This is a genomic window from Desulfitobacterium sp. PCE1, from assembly GCF_000384015.1.
Classification (GTDB): Bacteria; Bacillota; Desulfitobacteriia; order Desulfitobacteriales; family Desulfitobacteriaceae; genus Desulfitobacterium; species Desulfitobacterium dehalogenans.
Genome location: NZ_KB913023.1, coordinates 1,911,981 through 1,931,368, shown reverse-complemented (window position 1 = coordinate 1,931,368; position 19,388 = coordinate 1,911,981). Strand labels below are relative to the sequence as shown.

The window sequence follows — 19,388 nt, the reverse complement described above, 5'->3', positions numbered from 1 at the left end:
ACTCATTATTCTATCATTTGCTATGTCTGCGGCTCATGGCAGTGAGTAATGTAGTACGACGCATCAAAATGATAATCAACAAAGCAAAATCGGCAGTCAATAAAGCAGCCGCCCAAATCCAGGATCCCAAGGCTCCTAAAACAGCCGCCATCCCAAAGCACCCGCTCATGGCATAGAGCAATAACACAGCCTGACGCTGACTGAGGCCCGCATCCAACAAGCGGTGATGAAGATGTCCCCGATCCGCCGTGGCGATGGAATGGCCTCGCAATTTTCTGCGGATAATGGCAAAGGTCATATCGGTCAAAGGCATGCCTAACACAAGGAGAGGAAAAACCAATCCCAGGACAGTGGCCGTTTTCAGCAATCCCATAATGGAGATTCCACCGATAATATATCCCAAAAACATACTCCCGGAATCACCCATAAACACCCGGGCAGGGTGAAAATTAAAAAATAAAAATCCTAAGGCCGCCCCCGCCAAAGCCAGGGTAAGATGTGCTTCTGCTACTTCATTGATGCGGATCGCAGACCAGCAAAGCAGAAGTGCTGCTTCAAAGCAAATCCCTGCGGCCAGACCGTCCAAACCATCGGAAATATTCACTGTATTAACCAGTCCCACAATCCAAAAGACCGCTAAGACCAGGCCCAGCCATCCTAAACCAATGGACGCAAAATCCAATTTCACCCCTATTATAGGAAGAGAAATCTGATTCATAGAAAAACCGAAGAAAATCAAAAGAGCTGCCGCAACAACCTGCCATACCAATTTAACCATGGGGCGCAGGTCAAATATATCGTCCACAACTCCTACGATGACAATGATGGTACTGCCAAAAAACAGTCCCCAAATCTGCCGATCCCAAATACCCATAAGAATAACGGCGATCCAGAAAGCCGCGTAGATGGCAATTCCGCCGATACGTGGAACAGGGGTTTTATGAACGCGGCGACCTCCAGGGTAATCGATGGCTCCCCAACGTCTTCCCAGTTTCATGGACAAAGGAGTGGCTATGATCGCGATGATTAAGGCGATAGCAAATGTTAAAGCAAACGTCATTTCTTTTCCTCCAGAGTAAGTCAATACTATACCCACGATTTGCTTATATTACTCTCCTTACGGCATGGGATCCTAGATGAGTTCCGGGTTCCCCCACTGACGCAAGGCTTCGTACACTACCACAGCTACTGAATTGGAAAGGTTTAAGGACCGGGCGCCGGCAATCATGGGAAGGCGAAGGGTCGACTCCGGATACCGTGCCAGAATTTCCGGAGAGAGTCCCTTGGTTTCTTTACCAAAGAGAAGATACCCTCCCTGCTGGTATTGAATATCCGTATGGAGGCGTTGTGCTTTTGTAGTCGCTAAGTACCGGGGACCCTCCGGATTTTTTTCTTCGAATTCGGCATAGTTCTCGTAGACTCTAATATCCAGCATATCCCAGTAATCTAATCCGGCTCGTTTTAAATGTTTATCACTTATTTCAAAACCTAAGGGTTTGACCAGATGCAAGGTAGCTCCCGTAGCGGCGCAAAGTCTTGCCACATTGCCTGTATTGGGCGGAATCTCTGGTTCGACTAGAACAATATTTAGCATGAATAGACATATCCTTTCACAATGCGAGATAAATCATCACTCTATTATACCCCAAATCTTAAAAATGCCCAAGATTGTCTTATGAATTTGTCCAAAAACCAGGCGGATTCTGCCCGAAGAACGTTAACAATAGAGTGCTTTCGTGATATTATATTTTTCAAGAGTCCTCTCCCCTTCTTCATTTCTTATCCTTTTATCCAAAGTGTATAGTCTTTGTTGTACACCAATGTGTCCTATAGTGTAATTCCTATTTTTTTCTTGTTGTATTACAGAATAGTGTGATATGATGTTTTAAAATTAGACGAAAGGAGTTTGTTCATGCTCACACATGATGAACGTAAGCTTCTCGAACTCATTGCCCAGGATTTCCGCTTGTCCACTAAAGAGCTTTCGATTCAGACCGGCTTGTCGGAAGAATTTATAGAAGAGCGCATTAAGCAATGGGAAGAAGAAAAAGTTATTGCTCAATACTCTCCGCTGATCAATTGGGAGCGGACCGGTGAACCCATAGTGACAGCTTTAATCGATGTTAAAGTTCTTCCTCAGAGAGGTTATGGATTCGATAAAATAGCCCGCCGTCTTCAGAAATTCCCTGAGATCAAAGCAGTTTACCTGATGTCCGGAGGGTATGACCTTTCCCTTTTAATTGAGGGCAGAACCATGCAGGAAGTGGCCTTATTTGTGGCGGAAAAACTTGCTCCCCTGGAGCATGTCACCGACACAACTACCCATTTTATCCTTAGGCGCTATAAAGAAAATGGAGTAGAGCTCCTTGGAGAGGACGATATTCCTGAAAGGCTGGTGATTTCACCGTGAATCAGTATCTTTCACCTATCGCGGCGAATTTGCCCCCCTCAGGAATTCGAAAATTCTTTGACCTGGTCTCAACTATGAAAAATGTTATTTCCCTCGGTGTCGGTGAACCGGATTTCGTAACTCCGTGGACAGTGAGAGAAAGCGGCATTTTCTCCCTTGAGCAAGGCCAAACCATGTATACCAGCAACTCCGGACTTCTGGAGTTACGTCAGGCCCTTTCTTGGAATATGGAGAAAAAACTGGGCCTTGAATACAACCCTAATGATGAAATCCTGATTACCGTAGGCGCCAGCGAAGCCGTGGATCTGGCTATGCGCGCACTGCTCAGTCCAGGGGATGCCCTCCTGCTTACAGACCCTGCCTACGTCTCCTATGGTCCATGTGCTACCCTTGCCGGTGCCGAAGTTCATTATATCCCCACCCGGGAAGAGGAAGATTTCCGTCTGCGGGTAGAGGATCTGGAGCGGGTCTATACCCCCAACTCTAAGGTTTTGGTACTTTCCTATCCCAATAACCCTACCGGGGCTATTATGACCTGGGAAGATTACCAACCTATTGCTAAGTTTGTTCAGGATCATGATCTGATTGTCCTGTCCGATGAGATCTATTCGGATTTGAGTTACAGCGGCAGCCATACAGCCTTTGCCAGCTTGCCCAATATGAGAAACCGCACTTTACATATCAGTGGTTTTTCCAAATCCTATGCCATGACCGGCTGGAGAATCGGCTATGTGGCCGGACATCATGACTTTATCCAGGCCATGACCCGGATCCACCAGTACACTATGCTCTGTGCACCCATCACCGCTCAGTTGGCCGCTTTAGAGGCGGTCCGCTCTGCCGAACAGGCCATGCAGGATATGGTGGCAACCTATGACCGCCGCCGCCGTCTGATGGTTCATGGTTTCCGCAAAATGGGCCTTTCTTGTTTCGAGCCTCTTGGCGCGTTCTATACCTTCCCCAGCATTAAAGCTACCGGCATGACCTCGGAGGAATTTGCCAATGAGCTCCTGAAGGAAGAAAAAGTGGCCGTGGTTCCCGGCACAGCTTTCGGCCCCTCGGGAGAAGGACATATCCGCTGCTCCTATGCTTACTCCACGGAGCAGATTCAGGAAGCTTTAACGCGGATGGAGCGATTTGTCAGCAAACGAATCGGGTAGAAACTTTTACCGTAAACATCAAAATACGCTGGATAGTGCCTATTGAACATGGTGTTCAGGCCTATTCCAGCGTATTTTACTTTTCCGGGCCACGAGACTATGACATAGACGGCATTGGGATTACCATGCTTACACTCTAGCATCGGGAGAGATGGGAAGAATCGATCCTATGTCGGGTTGCACCGGCAGAGAGTACTAACGCCCCGATAAATATCGATCCATGCCCAGGGACAAAGCCCTTTCGGCATTTCCGCTCCTCCTTCAAATAGGAATGTGTCCCCTTCGTTCATCGATGGGTAGGGTCCGACATTTCTGCCTTCTGTTAGGTATTTGTCCGCAAATTCAGGATAGAATTCCTTTCGTATACTGTAATTCTGACCTTCTTCATTTAAGGTCACCTCGATTAAGTTTATACGGTTGCCTTTTTTAATCAGGCTGTATACGAATATTGCAATACCGATTATGATAACGACACCTGATGTCTATACTTTCTTTTTCTTTTTCCGTGTTATACGGAATCATTTTGTTTTTCTCACGCCGTTTTCATCCACCTCATAGCCGTCTATTTTTGTGTTTATGGCAAGAGAGCCGTCAGCATTGAAGTAATACCATTTGCCGTTGATCTGCAGCCACTTGCCGGACACCATCAGGTCGTTTGCAGTAAAGTAATATCTGTCGTCTCCCACAGTGAGCCAACCGGTGACAGTCTTGCCGCTTACATTGATATACCGCCACTGGCCGCTGTCATTCTGGCTCCAGCCGCGTGCCGTCCCCTCGTCGATGACAAGCTCCACGAAGCGGCGCAGGATGGTTGAAGCTTCCGCACGGGTTGCACTGCTATTCGGATCAAAGACATTATTGCCCTTACCCTGCATGATGCCCGCCTGTTGGATCGTCGTTACCGCATCCTTAGCGTAAGCAGCGATCTTCACACTATCCGAGAAAGTGACTGCTTCGATGGAGACAGGCAGTTTATATCCGGTGGCCTTGGCGTAGTTTTGCATCATAACCGCCATTTCCTGACGGCTGATCTTCTGGCCGGGGCCGAACTCGTTATTACCGATGCCCTGCACAATCTGGTTTTTAACCGCCCACTCGATATATGACATGGCGGAGTTGTTGCTCTTGACATCGGTGAATCTACTGGTATTATAGCTGCTCACATCTGTGCCGGAAAGCTTGCCCAGCGCCATGAGGAAATCAGCGCGGGTTATGGCCATATCGGGAGCAAAGGTCTTTGAGTTGATACCTGTAATCAGGCTACGGCTGGCGACAAAATCAATGTTGTCCTTTGCCCAGTGTTTTGCCGTATCGGTAAAAGCCGGAGCAGGGGCCTTGTAGCCTATGCCATAAGTTGACAGGCTGCTTCTGCCAAAAATCACACTGCCTCCCGCGTAGCTGGAATTGGCCAGCAATTGTAGTTTTCCATTTCTCCCCACATATACACCATAGAGATTGCCGATCTTTTCACCCTCATCCGCTTTATAAGCGACGCCAAGTGTGACCACGCCCTTACCGAAGTTTGTGATATACTTGGTCTTGCCGTTTTTCTGATAGCTTACGGTCAGGTCGTAAACAGGCCGACTGCCAATCAGCACCTTCACTGCGTCGGACAGCTTTGTGACGGGTTTTATCTTAATAGCGACGGTTTCCGACGCCTGAGTCTTCATTTCCTGGATGGCGCTTTCGTCAAAGGAGAAGCTGGCAAGGGGAGTGTTCACATCAAAGCGCTTCATGCCTTCCTTTTCCAGCAGGGCGAGGGTTTTTTCATCCAGCTTCACGCTGACGCTTTTCCTGTCTGCGCCGAATTGGATCTTAAACGCAACGCCGATACCATCCAATGTTTTCCCTTTACTCTCAGCGTCCTTTTTCGCAGTATCGATCAGTGCCTTAACCTGTGCTTCGGTAATAGTGACGGCCGCAACGCCATTCTTATCCACCGGCGCGGCCAGATTCGTAGATGCCATGGTAGGCTGATTTGGCTTTTTGTCGGTGGTGATGTTTGATGTGGGGGGAGTATAACTGCCACCATCGCCACCGGAGGAAGGACCGCCCGAGTCGCCGTTATAACTCCAATTCGCTGTGACGGCCACATTCTTACCTGGCATTGTGAAGGTGGTACTGGCGCTGTTTACGTTTGCAAAGGTCACACCGTCTGACGAAGTCCACCTGGTGAAGCTGTAACCGCTTCGGCTGCCCGCATGGATGGCGACGGCGGTACCCTGCGCATAGCTGCCGGTACCTGTGGTGCCCGCGTTGCTCCCGTTTACCGTCACCGTATAGGTGGTTGCTGGAATCGGTTCAAAGATTGCCTTTACAGTTACATTTGCCGCAGGCATGATAAATTTATTATTTGTAATGCTCACGCCTCCGCTGACGACCTGCCATTCCTTGAACTGATAGTCGCTTTGCGACGTGGAGGTCAGGGTGATTTCCGTTCCCTGTGCCGCAGAGTTGATATTGGCGTTTGCCGTGCCATTACCGTCAGTCTGGATGGTGATAGAATAGTTATTCACGGGCAAAGCCTCATAGGTTGCCGTTGCCGTGACCGCCTGTGCGGGCATGGTGAATTTTGCCGTGGAACTCGTCGAGGCTGTGTCGCCCACAAAGGTAACGGATGGAGTAACGCTCCATTCCTTGAACTGCTGTCCGGGTGCCGGTATATTAGCCGTAATGGCCACGGTCACACCCGGCGCGTAATAGCCGCCGCCTGAGCCGTTTACAACGGTAATGGTGTAAGCTGTGGTGTCCTTGACATAAACAATTCCCGCATACCCCGGCATCTGGTACATTCGATAGTCCGGCTTATCGCTGGGAACCGTATCCTCTTTGTCATAACGTATGAGGGGATAGCTGATATAGATGGGAGCGAAGATCTCGCCCTCTACGGTGATCGTTCCATACCCTGTAAACAACACACCCCTTCCATGAACCGTATCCGTCACCTTCAAATTTCCGCCAATCATGACGGTACAGTCCGAAACACTGGAGAAGCCGCTGGCAATTGCACCACGGTTGTAGCCTGTCACATCCCCCGTGACGGACACATCTCCTGTCGTCACGCAATATATGCCCAGCCCGTACAGCGCCTTCACGTTGCCGTCAACGGTCACTGTACCGCCCCGGGCATAGATTCCCTCTGCAGAAAGATCATTCACAGCCGCTTCCACATCGCCTTTGATTCTGATAGTGCCGGAACCGTCCGTCTGGACGCCGCTCATTGCGCCGGTCACATTTCCTGACAGAGAAACCTCGCTGTCGCCGGAAACATATACGCCGTTGCCCAGGCTGTAATTGTTATAATAGTATTGGTTCTTACACTGAACTGTACAGGTCACGGCCGCGTCGGCTGTAAATACACCTTTGTCTGTCACACAAAGCCCGTTATCAACTCCGTTAATGTTGAGTGTGCCGGAACCAATTACCTCCACATGACCGGCCTCGCTCACATCAAATCCAGTACCTGTGTCTGCCTTTACATCCAAGGTATAGGGGCCGATGTCCAATCTGACCGTTTTATTTTTGACCATAATGCCTTTAGGGTAAGTGATATTTCCTGTCAGCTTAATGGTGCCGCCGTACAGTACCGAGCCCAGCGCGCTTTCCAATGCAGCTGCATCGGAGACTTCAAGAACGGCTGCCGGCGTTACGACCTCCACCTTCTGCGGCTCCGTCAGGGTTCCTGCATCTAATGGAGGAACTTCAGAAGGAGTGGCAATATCAGGCTGCGAATTTCCCTCACCGGGCGACGGACCGCTATCAGGCAGTGGGCTTTCACCGAGCACCGGGGCGGTGTCGCCGAGTTGAGTCTCGCCTTCTAAGGCATAAGTGCCGGTTGCGCCAAGAGGTGTGCACACCAGCATTGCCAGTACCAAACATAGGGCAACGAGCTTATTCCATTTCCATGGATTTTGCTTTTTCATAAATTATTCCTCCAATCATTCATATTTTGTTATTGGGCTTTGATCATCGTCACATCTGAGCAGGCAAAGGGAAGGGAACCGCCCGTTTCCGCAATGGCATAATAGGTTTCTCTCTATTTCATGAACAGTGCGGCGCCAAGGGTGATTTGATTCCCATCTTCAAGAATAGGAAAAAAGACAGCATTCCGGTAGCTTGGAAAAGATATCTTTTTATCCGACCTATCGCTGATAAACATTGCCAGCGGGTCGGACAAATTGCTTAAAAAGGCTGTTTCTCCCAAAAACACGTTCTCCACAGCATCAAGGATCTGAAAGTTCTGGTCTGTAATGCGGTTTAGAATACTGTGCTTCGCCTTAGACAGATCGGCAATAGACAGGCCTGTTTTATCAGACAAAGCATTATTTATATATACCAGATCTCCGTCATACTTAAATGCTGCCATAGGGTATGGAAAGCAGTTAACGGCATGTGAAAATAGTCCTTCACTTTTGATGAACTTTTGAAATTTTTTAATTGCATGGGCTTGCGTTTTCGCTTTATCCTGCAAGACTTTAAACATTTCAGCCAGTTCTTCAAGCGGCTGCTCTCTCGCATTCTTTCCGGTCATTGCACACCTCTCATTTAAGAGTATTTCCGTAGCTCAATCATACACAAATAATGGGAATTGAGATACTGAACCAATGCTCATTTTAGTTAAGCTGTTGCTATGCTGTATAAAAAAAGCTTCCAATACCATGACGGTTATTTTGGAAGCTTTACGCGTATTTTTTACCTTTTTGTAACTGAAGCCTTGTACTGAGAAGGGGTCATACCAACTTTTTCTTTAAATATCTTTGCGAAATTTCCGTTATAATCCACACCGCAATCTGCAAATGCCCGGGATATGGACAAATTGATATCGCACAGCTTTTCCTTGAGCTTGTTTATTTTGATGTCCTGGTAGTAGCCGTATGGCGTGAAACCTGTATGCTTTTTAAACAAACGTGTTAAATGATATTTGCTCAGGCTGACAAAGGCTGCGACTTCGTCGATGTCGAATTCCTTCAGCCAATGGCTTTCTATGTACTCTTTGCTGTTCATGATTTCTTCCCTGTCGTGGTAATGCCTTGATGTAATAAAGACGGACACTACATATGCCAATTGATTATGATCATTGTAAATAGGGATGGCCGTAATATTTTGAAAGATGCTCTCAAAGCGTAACTCCTTGTCGCTGCATTTATTACTGAGGTCCCCAGTGGGTACCTTAATATCATTGAGCTGAATCGCTTCACCTTGAAAAGCCCTTAATAAATATTCCTTTGTTCCCCACTTTTCCGTGTCAGAATCCTGCAAAATGTTATATTTTCCGTTAATGATATGCTTACTTGGTATTTTAAAGACTCTCAAAAAGGCTTCATTGGTTATAACAGAAGTTCCATCCGGTGTGAATACCTGGATTGGATAAGGAAAGAACTCCACAATTTTTTCGAATACCTCTTTATTTTGGCCCACAGACTTTAAAGACTGGGCAATGCTCTTTTGTTTTTCTTCGTGTGTTTTATATCTGCTGTCCTTGGGCTTTTCTGCTTCTTTGGGAATACTCCAGACCTTGCCAAACCGTACAGCACCCAGTATCATATTGTGTCCGCAAAGATACTGTATTCTCCGGATGGAAACACCCCACTTTTCCGCTGTCTCCTGAACTGTAATATATTCCATAAAATCATCCCTTCCCAGTCACACAAAATAATAAACTCTTTCAGTTACAGTATAATACGTTTATGCGTATGATACCGCATCTATGTTTGCCGCTAAAAGAAATCAGGGAGATTGACAAGGAGCAAAAGGGCGTATATAAAATCCCCTCACTTATTTCATGTTAAGCGAGGGGATCACGCAAATACTGTTCAGTTTTTTAGAAATCATAGTTAAATGCTGCCAAGTGCCATGAGGAAGTCGGCACGGGCAATGGCGGTATCGGGAGCAACGGTAGTTGCATCGCTTAAATTTCCCTGCACATAGCACTCAGCCACACCCATCAGCTTGTTGCCGATCTATTCCACTGTTTCTATTTTCTAAAATCTGCGGCGGCGTTCCCTGTGCAACAATCCTGCCTATCGGGCGGTTTAGGTGAGTCTATCCGCCTCTTTTTAGACATGGTTTGTGTTCTCCTCACTGAATGGTGTGTGGTGACTTCATTCTGACAGAGGTCTGCAAACCATGTCCTTTTCTTTTTGTGCAATTTATCTTACCTTATCGTTCTGAAACGCCGAAAGCGCCCTTAAGCTTTGAAAGAAACCGAATCATAGCCAAGCACTCTTTCATCAATTCTTCTGGCATAACTATATGTATAATTATCAAAGTATTTACTCCAAAACCTCAAAGCAGTAGGATTTAATGTCTCGCAATCAACTTAGCAGTTTGAGAATTACCGCCATCATTAATAGTCAAATAATAATTAACACCGTCATTTGTAAAATTAATGGTTACCGATAAGCTGCGAAGGAAAAACTCATTATCTGAAGATGCGTACATTTCAAGTTTCATTGATCCTGGCAGTTCAAGGAATAGCCGCTGATCTTTCAGGGTAACCTTTGCAATCAATTCAGTATGCTCTTCTAATTGATATTCGCCAACATATCTGTTTAAAATCTCAGGATGCAGTACTTTTGCTTTTTGAAATTCTGGTACTTGAGGAGTCTCATATGGTTCATCAAAAAGTATATTCTCCATTGATTCTATAATAGATTGTTCAAAATCAAAGTCCTGTTCTTTGTTTCTTAAAAAAATAATCACTAGATCATTATCAATGTATCTTTTAAAGAATGTAGCATAACCTGGCCAACCACCGCTGTGCCACACAGCCCTTCCCCTTTTCTTTTCGTTCTCTAAAATCCATCCAAATCCGTATTTAAAAGGATTTTCAAGTTTTGGCGAAACTGGAGAATAGGCTTCCTCCAATAAAGTGTCATTAATAAGTGTTCCATTTCTCAATCCCCGGTCAAGTAAATAAAGGTCTTCGACTGTCGAATGAATCGCTCCATCTCCAACAATCCCATCGAGATAAACAACAAAATCTGTTTCGGGAAATTCATCCGGCAAAACATGTTTACCTTTGTACACGTCGAAAATATAACCATAAGCATAATTATCCATAGCCTGTTCACTTAATCTTGGACAAAATACTTCAGTATGCTGCATTCCAACAGGTAAAAAGATATTTATTTTCATATACTCTGCAAACGAAAGACCCGAAACCTTTTCAATAATAAGAGCAAGCATGACATAACCTGTATTGCTATATTCCATACGCTCGTTAGGCTCGAATAACCGTTCAGGTTTATACTTAATGAGTAGCTCCAATAAGTCTTGGTTCACTGCTATTTGGGATTTATTCCAGTGACATGCGAATAACTCCAAATAATCGGGTAACCCAGAAGTGTGATTTAATAATTGTCTTACAGTAACCCCTTTATAAGGAATATTAGGCAACCATTTTTCTATAGGGTCATCAAGAGAAAGTTTGTTGGCCTGTACCAATAACATTGCACCCAAGGCAGTTATCGGTTTTGAAACAGATGCGAGGTTAAATATCGAATTTATTTTTAGTTTTCGTTTCGGATCGAGTTCAGCCTCGCCAAAAGCTCCCTTATATAATATTTCACCATCCTTAGCTATTAAGGCAGTTCCATTAATCAATTGTTCAGATTGAAGTTTTGCGAAAAACTCTTTTAGTCTTGCTCTTTTATCTTTCATTTTTTCATTTTCCTTTTATTTCTTGTCTCGATAATTCCTCTTCGACCACATGATTGAGTTTTACTAAAATGTCTCGTAATTGTATTAAGTCCTCCATTTTCATACGAGAATAAAAACGATTCACAATTTCCTTGTTAATCTCTTCTTCCTTTGCATAGTAATGGCATCCTCGCTCGTCCAATTGCACAATTATTTCTCTTCTATTGTTAGGATTAATTGTTCTTAATAGATATTTCTCTCTTTCTAATTTGGAGACGATCTGACTAACAGCACTTGAAGTAACATTCATCGATTCAGCCAGTTGACTTATTGATAACTGAGATTCTTTTTTTACTAAATCCATTAAAATAATTTGCTTGGTTGAAAGGTCTTCATTAACTAAAGACTGATGCTCTTTCATCAAACGAGCATTCATGGAATACGTTATCTCATTAATTTCTGTAACCAAATTGAACAATTCATTTTCGTTCTGATTATCTATCTTCGAAACCAAGGCTTTGCCCCCTTTTTATAATTAAGCTAACTTAATTATAAAGGCATCTACTATATTATCAAGTACTTTTAGGATCTGCTTGCCGCAATTTCGATATATACCATTTATATTGCATTGTGTATTTTTAAGCTCATATAAAAAAGGAAGCATATCATTCTGCTTCCTTTTTTTATTTCCCCTGCTACGCTGGTGTTTTTCATCGTCTATCAGTAAAGGTAGGATTCTTTAAATGCGGGAAATTTTATACCAATAATAACCTTATATGGCAGTAGTAGCATATTTTAAGGTTTTGGGAACCATATTATTAAATACATCGATTTAACCAGATAAGGGAGATTCTATATGGAATACGACATTCTCTTGCGGACAGTATTGGCATTCTTTGCTCTATTAATCCTGACCCGGCTTTTAGGAAAAAAACAACTCAGCCATCTTACATTTTTTAATTATATTACAGGCATAACTTTTGGGAATATCGCCGCAGGACTTGCAAGTGACAAAACAGTAAAGACGATGGAAGGTTTAGTCAGTTTGATTCTTTGGACCGCATTAACCATTTTGGTTGAGTTTATCAGTTTAAAGTCAGTAAAGCTCAGAAAAATCTTAAGTGGAGAGCCGACTATTGTTATTAAAAAGGGAAAAATTCAACCAAAGGTTATGTCCAGAATGAGGTTAAGTTTGGACCACTTAATGACAATGCTTAGAAATAACAATGTTTTTTCGCTCAAAGAAGTAGACTACGCGATAATTGAAACTGACGGTAAACTTAGCGTGTACAAAAAGCAGGCACACCAAACCGTTACTAAACAAGATATGAACATTCCGCAGACAAAGAGTTTACATATTCCAACCGAGATTATTATTGAAGGTAAAATAGTTAAAAAAACCCTTTTGGAGTATGACCTCAGTTACCAGTGGGTATATCAGGAACTAAGAAAAGCTGGGATCGATTCAGTCAGTGAAGTATTTTATGCTGAAATTCAGAGTGACGGCCAACTCTTTATTGACAAATATTATAAAGAAGGTACTTCCCCTTAATATGTATTTATTTCTAGTGTGATGATCAAGTAGAAGAGGTGCCGATAGAGCTTTTCTACAATGATGGTATCATTATTGGGATTTATTGACACGGAAGCTGCCATAGTATAAGATTTGTCTCAGAAGAAAAGCGAAGAACAGAAAGATTCCAGAATGGGGAAAAAGTAAGGGAACTTCATTTTGCATGAATGCAAAGGGGGGATGAAAATGGCCAAGCTGACAAAAGAGTTTTTCAGCGGCAACGAGGTATTAATCCTCGGTTATCCGCTCCAAAAAGATCCTTCGATGAAGATGATCCTATCGGCTTTTGTGAAAAACAACATACGGGTCTACGCCATGAATGCCGATACGACCGGTGATCTGGACATCAAAATCTATAAAAGTTTTGACGAGCTGCCCAGAGTACCAAAATGCGCGTACATTTACCTCGCGAAAGGCAAGATCGCGCCATGGATCACGGTCATGAAAGACAACGGCGTCCAGAGAGTTCTGTTTCACAGTAAAAAGGACGTCGAGCCGGCAGATATTGAAACGTGCCGTAAGGCAGGTCTGGAACCTGCCGTGGCCTGCCCGATGATGCTGCTCGGCAACGGTATTCATAAGCTCCATAAATTCCTGGCCGGCGTTTAATCAGGAGTCAAAAAAGGACTGTGCTCTGCATAGTCTCTTTTTTCATTTAAAATAATAATGAAAAAAAGATTTTTCGAGCAGGGAATGTCTTTCTTAAATTTAAACTATAAACTGGAATTTGACTGCTTCATATTAAGCTTATACTATATATTCAGAACTAAAATGAACGCGGAAAGCCATATGAAACACTGATTTATTTTAGCCGCTTCCTCATCAGAAGTTTCTGTTCAGTTTCATACTTGTTATTCAATTTCTACCATGCTAATTAGTGGAACAGATAATGAGTCATCAACTTTGTGGTGGCAATGCCTATTCCTCGAACTATGCTATTTTTATGTGGTACAGATTAAAACCCTATTGCTTTTACAATCAAATATAAAATGACTAACCAAAGAGCAACAATGGGTAGAGCATAATACCATTTTTTCGGCTTTCCGCCCTGCCATAGTCCTTCGGATTCATTTCGACATTGCTCAAAAACGTCATGGGGAATCAGCTTGATCGTCAACGCCACCAGCATGGGCAGGATAATTAAATCATCCAGATAACCGAGCACCGGAATAAAATCTGGAATAATGTCAATGGGCGATAAAGCGTAAACGATGGTAAACCCTGCGCATATTTTTGCAAGTATTGGCGTTTCCTTTTTCTTTAAAGAGAGAAACACTGCGGGAATATCCTTTTTTAACTTTTTTGCTCTTTCTTTTAAGGTCATGGATTTTCCCCTTTATTAAGTAATTTCATCATGAGGGGTCATCTTCACCAGAAAGATTCGCCCCCATTTTACAGGATTTCATTTGAAATTTCCAGCGCGAAAGCCTCATTCCTTTCGCACATGGGCAAAACCCATACCGACTGACCTAACGTTCGCCGGCCCATTCGTAAATATCACCGAATATACTTATGAATCTTCTTAAATGAAACAGATCAAAATCGCCTTTAGAGTACATACTACTTATCTCCCCTGTCAAAATAAGGTTGGATTAGCTTAGGAATGTCCTGCTCGGTTCGATCTTTCTCCCAGCTTTGCAGACGAAGGTCCTGTAGATTCTTTAAGGCAATATAAGCATTCCTTTGGAGTATCCCCTTTCCCCTCCATCCAGCTGCTGTCCCTCTCCATTGTTGATTGAATTGACTTTTAGTTAGGTTCAGGGTTTCCCAGAGGTCCACTCCCCTCCGTCCTTCCTTCCTCAACTCTGCTTGACTATCACCCTTGACCTTATCCAGGTCGATGGGTTCCTCTTCCCCAGCCAATCTTAATCGGTTATGAGGACAGGCTTCCTGGCAGGTATCACACCCAAAGATCCGATTGCCTAAGGCCGCTCTTTGCTGCTCTGTTAAAGGCTCCTTGCTTTGGGTCAGGTAAGAAAGACATTGATTGGCTCGAAAATGCATTGCCCCTAAAATTTGTGCCGGGCAAACTGCAATGCATCGCGTACAATTTCCGCATTGACCATCAAGAGGTTCATCCGGCGGTAAAGCTCTATCTAAGAGCATTAACCCTAAGGCCACAAAAGAACCAACCCCGGGAACAATCAACTGCTGATTCTTCCCTATCCACCCCAGCCCAGCCCTGGCGGCTAAAGCCCGTTCATTAAGGGGGCCTGTATCCACCTGGGTTTGAGGGTTTTCTCCCCTCCACCCTGCTTCCCCAAGGGAATCGGCCAATCGGCACAAGGCTCTCCTAACCTGACTATGATAATCCTCTCCCACCGCCGATCTAGCCAGAACCCCTTCTCCCCTTTGGGGCGGACTCCAATAAGCCAGAGGATAGGCCAAAACCACCACGGTCTCACAGGCCGGCCAAATTGCTTTAGGATCCACTCTTTTTCGGAGTTCCTTCTCCTCAAAAGATGTATGATAACCCTGAGCACTGCGCTCCTCCAAAAATTCGTACAACCCTTCAATAGGTTCGGCATGGGTAAATCCTACAGCTGCAAAACCTGACTCCAAAGCCAAATGTCGTATACGCTCTTTCCATAGTGCCCCTTCTTTTTCCTCCACCGAAATCCCCCCTCTCTATAAATCCTCCGCTAACGGAACAAAGGACTCTGAATCCATCTATTCAAAGTCCTTGCTTCTCTCTTGAATAACCTTATTTTATTTCATTTCATGATAAATCTCAAATCAAGAGAGCAACTATCCCGCTTCACTTCAAAATTAGAATTATCATCTTCTATAGTCGAAAACATCATTACGAACGTCAAGCTTAACTTCATTAATAACTACCGTTACATCATCTATCCATTCGACAGATGCAGTTTGACAAGGAGAATTCCAGTAGATATTTTTTTGTTTGTTTGTTTTATTATGGGTCACCATACATAAAACAGCGTAATCAGTTGTAGCCCCACCATTGTTTAAATAAGCTGTAACAGTATACGTGCTTTTAGGTGAAGCCAATTCCGTCAATCTTTCCTGCCCATTAATACGTTGTACGTCAAAAAATGCCCAATAGATACCATATGTTATAATTCCCATTAGCAAGATGAGAATGATAGACACTGCCCTTGTTTTCTTTCTCATGCTAATTGCCTCGCATAATATAAATGAGCATTTACTTAGTGGCCCTAAAATAGGCATAAGTCATGGGCTCGGCCTTTTGCCGAACTTCTGCATTTTTGATCTCTCCCAGGAACAGGGTATGGGTCCCGGCATCCAGTTGACCGATGACTTCTGCTTCCAAGGTCGCTACGGCATTGTCCAGCAGGAGAATTCCAGATGGACCCCGATGAACATCGGGAAAGTCCGCAAATTTACTCCCATCCCGTCCGGAGCGATAACCAAAACGCCGAACATAATCATGACCTTGCTGATTCAGGACAGACACCCCGAATTGACCGCTTGTGCTGATGAGCTCATGAGTATAGTTGTTCTTATTGATACCGATCGCTATCCGCGGGGGCTCAGCTGTGATTTGGAAACAGGTATTGGCGCATTGTCCATTATCCATACCATCGGCATGGGCCGTAATGATAAACAGTCCATAAGAAATACTGTAGAGGGCCTGAATAATGGCTTGTTCCCTCTCCAAAGCCGGTGCTGCCGCTGCAGGCTGGTTCGTGTTCTGCTTTGCTTGGACTTCAGGCTGTTCTGCTCCTTCGAGCTTTTCAAATTGATCCGGGCCTGCTCCACAAAGGGGACAACTTTCTGGAGGATTCTCTCCTTCATGAATATAACCGCAGATCACACATCTCCATTTTGTACTCATACCCTTCACTCTCTTTCTCTCTTCCATAATTTCATTAAGCATATTGCATTAACCATTAATTGGTCAATATCTTTTTTCTTTTCCTTTAAAATGTTTGTATTCCTTCTCGAGAAATTCCATGGTAAGGGGAATCCAATCGACGCTGACAACAAGCGCCCTTCTTAAGCTCTCTTTAAAGTCTCCCCATTCCCTTCCCTTGATCTTGTGCTCCTGGGCAAATTTCTCCAATTCATCCCACACCAGTTCCTGGTGACGTTTTTGTACTGCACAGCTTGTATCCTGAAGCTTTCCTAAGAGTTCGTTGAAGATTTTTTCCTCCCTGGGCTCCCGTTTCTTCCCTCCATAAAAATCAGCCCGCCATAGTTCCAAAAACTGATAAACTCTTTCCAAGCGATAGGATCGGCCGTCCCATCCTTTCTCCCAGACGAACCCTCTCATTTTATGGTTCAACAGCATGGTATTACCTTCGCCGCGAAGTTCCGATAAAAAATTCAAAGTCCCACTCATATGGTTTTCTACCAGCCATACCAGATCCTTTTCTCCGCCCTCACCTTCTTTTCCTAAAACCATAGAAAAGCGAAAACGGGATAAAATCCGGCGGGCAAGGCGTCCGCTTTCTTTCTCATGGCCAAGAAAATGGCGTTTTCCGTCCCGAACCCATTCAAATCCCCTTCGGCAAGAAGGGTCCCTGCGAATACGCTTTACTTGAATGATCTGAGGATAATGATCCAAGCGGGTTCCATGTACCTCTACATAGTCTCCGTGATAGCGATGCAGCTGACGCCCGAGAATCTGAAACTCTCCGATATAATATCCATGATCCTCTGCGCAGCATTTTCCCCAGACATAACATTCCCGGCTGGCCACTTCCCATTTTCCCAGATCATGAAAAAGTCCGGCCAAGCGCAGAATAAGCTGTGACGGAGTATTGGCCAGCACCTGTAAGGTGTGCTCCCAGGCATCCTTTGTATGATAACGGTTCTGGGCTAAACCCTGTAACCTGGCCAGCTCCGGCAAAAATAGTGTCAGGTACCCCAGCTCGTCCAGCAGACGAATACCCGCTGCCGGGTCATCCAGGGTTAAGATCCGGCTCAATTCTTCAGAAGTTCGCTCACTGGCCACACTTCTTAGCTCAGCTAAAAGACTCTGAGCCGCCCTAAAGGTTTCCTCTTCAATTTCCATTCCATATTGAACACTGAAACGCACCAAGCGGAGAATCCGAACAGGATCCTCCATAAATCGCTCCCGAGGATTGCCACAAGCCCGCAGAAGTTTATTTTCCAGATCCTTTCTTCCCTGGAGAGGATCAATCAATTCTCCGGTTCGGGCGTCTTGAAATATCGCATTGATGGTAAAGTCCCTTCTTAAAGCATCCACCTTAAGGTCGCCGCCAAAAGAGTTAATATCAATACGCTCTCCTCGCCGAAACACACTAAGGGTTTGATGTTTAGCTCCTATTTTCAGTGGATGATACCCCCACTCCAGCAAGTATTTTTCCACTTCGTCCAAGTCCATGGGAATAATTCCATCCACATCCTTGCTGGAGCGATTGAGCAACTGATCCCGGACGGTTCCACCTACTATGTAAAAGGGGGCTATAGCGGATATCTTTTCAATTATTTCTTCCTGAAATGAGTCCATATCCATCCCCCCCCTTTTGGCATGAAAATCATAGAGTGTAAAGAAAACTTGGCTGGCGCCAAGCCTCTGGTGAAGGCGGCTGCCTAGTTGCCCTTATGCTTAGAAAGTATATAGCGCAAGCTTATACTTTCTGACAGTGCAAAAAAGGGACCCGCAGGGGCCCCTTAACAAAGCACGGTAAGCTTGGGACCTATCTTAATCTCCCAAGGGCTGTCCGGTCCCCACTCCCCATCTAAATCTGAGAAAACAGGCCGCTCAGTAAACACTTTAAGCTCTGAAGTCTGGAATTGAACGATTTGATCGCTGCTCATTTTACCTCCGCCCACTAAGTGAAGAAGCATGCGCATGGTATCCGGCCAGCCGCTATGACGGACGATGACAAAATCCAGTTTTCCATCGATCAGGGAAGCTTTGGGGACCAATTGTCTAAACCCACCTACAGAAATCCCATTGACTGCCAGAATGAGCATAGCTTCTTCGTTGATAGTGGTTCCATTCAGCTCATACTCAACCTTGAAGGGGCGATAGGTGGGTAAGGTCTCGATGCCCTTTAAATAGTAGGCCAACTGACCTAAGCGGTTTTTGACATGCACATCCACCTTGGGGGAGACATCGGTCAGTAAACCGGCACTAAACACATTGACAAAATAACGTTCATTAACCTCTCCCAAATCCATCTCAAAAGGGGAGCCCTGAACAATAACCTTACAGGCCTCAGAAATTTTCTGCGGCAGACGAAGTCCGAAAGCCAAATCATTGGCTGTTCCTACAGGCAGGATGCCCAAAACCGGGCGCTGGGAGGAAGGTATCTTCATCAACCCATTGACCGCCTGATGAATACTGCCGTCTCCTCCAGCAATAACCAAGCATTCCACATCCGTGCTCAGGGAAGAAGTGTACTCAATATCAGTGGGAGATTCTGTCCTATGAACAGTGACTCCATATCCTCCTTCCTGAAATACGCGAATGGCCGTATCCATCTCCTGGATTAAGCGACGACGACCCGCATAGGGATTATAGATTAGGCGAAGCTTCTTCCTATTCATTGAACATATCTCCTTTGGTAACCAAAAACTCACATGAAACCCTTGCTCCATGGGAATAGGATTAACCCTATCTACTTGGGAGAGATACTTAAACTAT

At 44.7% G+C, this 19,388-nt stretch carries 17 protein-coding genes; 4 read left to right on the top strand and 13 right to left on the bottom strand.

Annotated elements, in window-relative coordinates; all coding sequences use genetic code 11:
• Positions 1 to 13: 13 nt before the first annotated feature.
• Positions 14 to 1,060 (bottom strand): MraY family glycosyltransferase, encoded by a 1,047-nt coding sequence (locus DESPCE1_RS0109555; protein WP_014793798.1) that lies wholly within the window; start codon positions 1,058 to 1,060, stop codon positions 14 to 16.
• Positions 1,061 to 1,132: 72 nt separating this feature from the next.
• Positions 1,133 to 1,594: a tRNA (cytidine(34)-2'-O)-methyltransferase gene (locus DESPCE1_RS0109550; RefSeq protein WP_014793797.1), complete on the bottom strand. Its 462-nt coding sequence runs from the start codon at positions 1,592 to 1,594 to the stop codon at positions 1,133 to 1,135.
• A gap of 318 nt (positions 1,595 to 1,912) precedes the next feature.
• Between DESPCE1_RS0109550 and DESPCE1_RS0109545 the strand changes: the two genes are divergently transcribed.
• On the top strand, positions 1,913 to 2,410 hold the full coding sequence (locus DESPCE1_RS0109545; RefSeq protein ID WP_014793796.1) for an Lrp/AsnC family transcriptional regulator: 498 nt from the start codon (positions 1,913 to 1,915) through the stop codon (positions 2,408 to 2,410).
• The gene (locus DESPCE1_RS0109540; RefSeq protein WP_019850330.1) at positions 2,407 to 3,570 is read left to right on the top strand and encodes an aminotransferase class I/II-fold pyridoxal phosphate-dependent enzyme; all 1,164 of its coding nucleotides are present in this window, start codon (positions 2,407 to 2,409) and stop codon (positions 3,568 to 3,570) included. Before DESPCE1_RS0109545 ends, DESPCE1_RS0109540 begins: the two co-directional genes overlap by 4 nt.
• Positions 3,571 to 4,088: 518 nt before the next feature.
• On the opposite strand, the gene DESPCE1_RS22100 is transcribed toward DESPCE1_RS0109540, so the two are convergent.
• The 5 genes from DESPCE1_RS22100 to DESPCE1_RS0109515 all read right to left on the bottom strand — a co-directional run bounded on the left by DESPCE1_RS22100 (position 4,089) and on the right by DESPCE1_RS0109515 (position 11,725).
• Positions 4,089 to 7,493, bottom strand: a complete 3,405-nt coding sequence (locus DESPCE1_RS22100; RefSeq protein WP_019850329.1) for an S-layer homology domain-containing protein — start codon at positions 7,491 to 7,493, stop codon at positions 4,089 to 4,091.
• A 113-nt stretch (positions 7,494 to 7,606) separates the two neighbouring features.
• Entirely contained in the window at positions 7,607 to 8,101 is a 495-nt protein-coding gene (locus tag DESPCE1_RS0109530; protein ID WP_019850328.1) for a hypothetical protein, read from the bottom strand.
• A 161-nt stretch (positions 8,102 to 8,262) separates the two neighbouring features.
• Positions 8,263 to 9,195 carry a helix-turn-helix domain-containing protein gene (locus DESPCE1_RS0109525; RefSeq protein WP_019850327.1) on the bottom strand — a complete coding sequence of 311 codons (933 nt, stop codon included), beginning with the start codon at positions 9,193 to 9,195 and terminating at the stop codon, positions 8,263 to 8,265.
• A 675-nt stretch (positions 9,196 to 9,870) separates the two neighbouring features.
• A complete protein-coding gene (locus DESPCE1_RS0109520; RefSeq protein ID WP_019850326.1) occupies positions 9,871 to 11,232 on the bottom strand; it encodes a serine hydrolase in 1,362 nt (453 codons plus the stop codon).
• Positions 11,233 to 11,236: 4 nt separating this feature from the next.
• The gene (locus DESPCE1_RS0109515; RefSeq protein ID WP_019850325.1) at positions 11,237 to 11,725 is read right to left on the bottom strand and encodes a MarR family winged helix-turn-helix transcriptional regulator; all 489 of its coding nucleotides are present in this window, start codon (positions 11,723 to 11,725) and stop codon (positions 11,237 to 11,239) included.
• A gap of 342 nt (positions 11,726 to 12,067) precedes the next feature.
• Between DESPCE1_RS0109515 and DESPCE1_RS0109505 the strand changes: the two genes are divergently transcribed.
• Together DESPCE1_RS0109505 and DESPCE1_RS0109500 are read left to right on the top strand one after the other, a co-directional pair.
• The gene (locus tag DESPCE1_RS0109505) at positions 12,068 to 12,763 is read left to right on the top strand and encodes a DUF421 domain-containing protein (RefSeq protein ID WP_014793791.1); all 696 of its coding nucleotides are present in this window, start codon (positions 12,068 to 12,070) and stop codon (positions 12,761 to 12,763) included.
• 207 nt (positions 12,764 to 12,970) lie between these two features.
• Positions 12,971 to 13,393, top strand: a complete 423-nt coding sequence (locus DESPCE1_RS0109500; RefSeq protein WP_019850323.1) for a hypothetical protein — start codon at positions 12,971 to 12,973, stop codon at positions 13,391 to 13,393.
• A gap of 346 nt (positions 13,394 to 13,739) precedes the next feature.
• Here DESPCE1_RS0109500 and DESPCE1_RS0109495 read toward each other — a convergent pair whose 3' ends face one another.
• From DESPCE1_RS0109495 to DESPCE1_RS0109470, 6 genes are all read right to left on the bottom strand, one after another.
• The gene (locus DESPCE1_RS0109495) at positions 13,740 to 14,108 is read right to left on the bottom strand and encodes a YkvA family protein (RefSeq protein WP_019850322.1); all 369 of its coding nucleotides are present in this window, start codon (positions 14,106 to 14,108) and stop codon (positions 13,740 to 13,742) included.
• Between the two features lie 236 nt (positions 14,109 to 14,344).
• Entirely contained in the window at positions 14,345 to 15,397 is a 1,053-nt protein-coding gene (gene queG, locus DESPCE1_RS0109490) for a tRNA epoxyqueuosine(34) reductase QueG (protein ID WP_019850321.1), read from the bottom strand.
• 165 nt (positions 15,398 to 15,562) lie between these two features.
• Positions 15,563 to 15,919: a DUF5412 domain-containing protein gene (locus tag DESPCE1_RS0109485; protein WP_019850320.1), complete on the bottom strand. Its 357-nt coding sequence runs from the start codon at positions 15,917 to 15,919 to the stop codon at positions 15,563 to 15,565.
• A 31-nt stretch (positions 15,920 to 15,950) separates the two neighbouring features.
• Positions 15,951 to 16,604, bottom strand: coding sequence for a flavin reductase (locus tag DESPCE1_RS0109480; protein WP_028305526.1), 654 nt, complete (start codon positions 16,602 to 16,604; stop codon positions 15,951 to 15,953).
• Between the two features lie 63 nt (positions 16,605 to 16,667).
• Positions 16,668 to 18,251, bottom strand: coding sequence for a CCA tRNA nucleotidyltransferase (locus tag DESPCE1_RS0109475; RefSeq protein WP_172637605.1), 1,584 nt, complete (start codon positions 18,249 to 18,251; stop codon positions 16,668 to 16,670).
• A 158-nt stretch (positions 18,252 to 18,409) separates the two neighbouring features.
• The gene (locus tag DESPCE1_RS0109470; protein WP_019850317.1) at positions 18,410 to 19,291 is read right to left on the bottom strand and encodes a diacylglycerol kinase family protein; all 882 of its coding nucleotides are present in this window, start codon (positions 19,289 to 19,291) and stop codon (positions 18,410 to 18,412) included.
• Between the last annotated feature and the right edge of the window lie 97 nt (positions 19,292 to 19,388).

What these genes read in the sequence shown, in the direction of transcription:
- DESPCE1_RS0109530 (WP_019850328.1), bottom strand. Translation starts at nt 8,101, where the DNA reads ATGACCGGAAAGAATGCGAGAGAGCAGCCGCTTGAAGAACTGGCTGAA.
- DESPCE1_RS0109475 (WP_172637605.1), bottom strand. Translation starts at nt 18,251, where the DNA reads ATGGATATGGACTCATTTCAGGAAGAAATAATTGAAAAGATATCCGCT.
- DESPCE1_RS0109505 (WP_014793791.1), top strand. Translation starts at nt 12,068, where the DNA reads ATGGAATACGACATTCTCTTGCGGACAGTATTGGCATTCTTTGCTCTA.
- DESPCE1_RS0109520 (WP_019850326.1), bottom strand. Translation starts at nt 11,232, where the DNA reads ATGAAAGATAAAAGAGCAAGACTAAAAGAGTTTTTCGCAAAACTTCAA.
- DESPCE1_RS0109525 (WP_019850327.1), bottom strand. Translation starts at nt 9,195, where the DNA reads ATGGAATATATTACAGTTCAGGAGACAGCGGAAAAGTGGGGTGTTTCC.
- DESPCE1_RS0109545 (WP_014793796.1), top strand. Translation starts at nt 1,913, where the DNA reads ATGCTCACACATGATGAACGTAAGCTTCTCGAACTCATTGCCCAGGAT.
- DESPCE1_RS0109500 (WP_019850323.1), top strand. Translation starts at nt 12,971, where the DNA reads ATGGCCAAGCTGACAAAAGAGTTTTTCAGCGGCAACGAGGTATTAATC.
- DESPCE1_RS0109550 (WP_014793797.1), bottom strand. Translation starts at nt 1,594, where the DNA reads ATGCTAAATATTGTTCTAGTCGAACCAGAGATTCCGCCCAATACAGGC.
- DESPCE1_RS0109555 (WP_014793798.1), bottom strand. Translation starts at nt 1,060, where the DNA reads ATGACGTTTGCTTTAACATTTGCTATCGCCTTAATCATCGCGATCATA.
- DESPCE1_RS0109470 (WP_019850317.1), bottom strand. Translation starts at nt 19,291, where the DNA reads ATGAATAGGAAGAAGCTTCGCCTAATCTATAATCCCTATGCGGGTCGT.
- DESPCE1_RS0109485 (WP_019850320.1), bottom strand. Translation starts at nt 15,919, where the DNA reads ATGAGAAAGAAAACAAGGGCAGTGTCTATCATTCTCATCTTGCTAATG.
- DESPCE1_RS0109495 (WP_019850322.1), bottom strand. Translation starts at nt 14,108, where the DNA reads ATGACCTTAAAAGAAAGAGCAAAAAAGTTAAAAAAGGATATTCCCGCA.
- DESPCE1_RS0109480 (WP_028305526.1), bottom strand. Translation starts at nt 16,604, where the DNA reads ATGAGTACAAAATGGAGATGTGTGATCTGCGGTTATATTCATGAAGGA.
- DESPCE1_RS22100 (WP_019850329.1), bottom strand. Translation starts at nt 7,493, where the DNA reads ATGAAAAAGCAAAATCCATGGAAATGGAATAAGCTCGTTGCCCTATGT.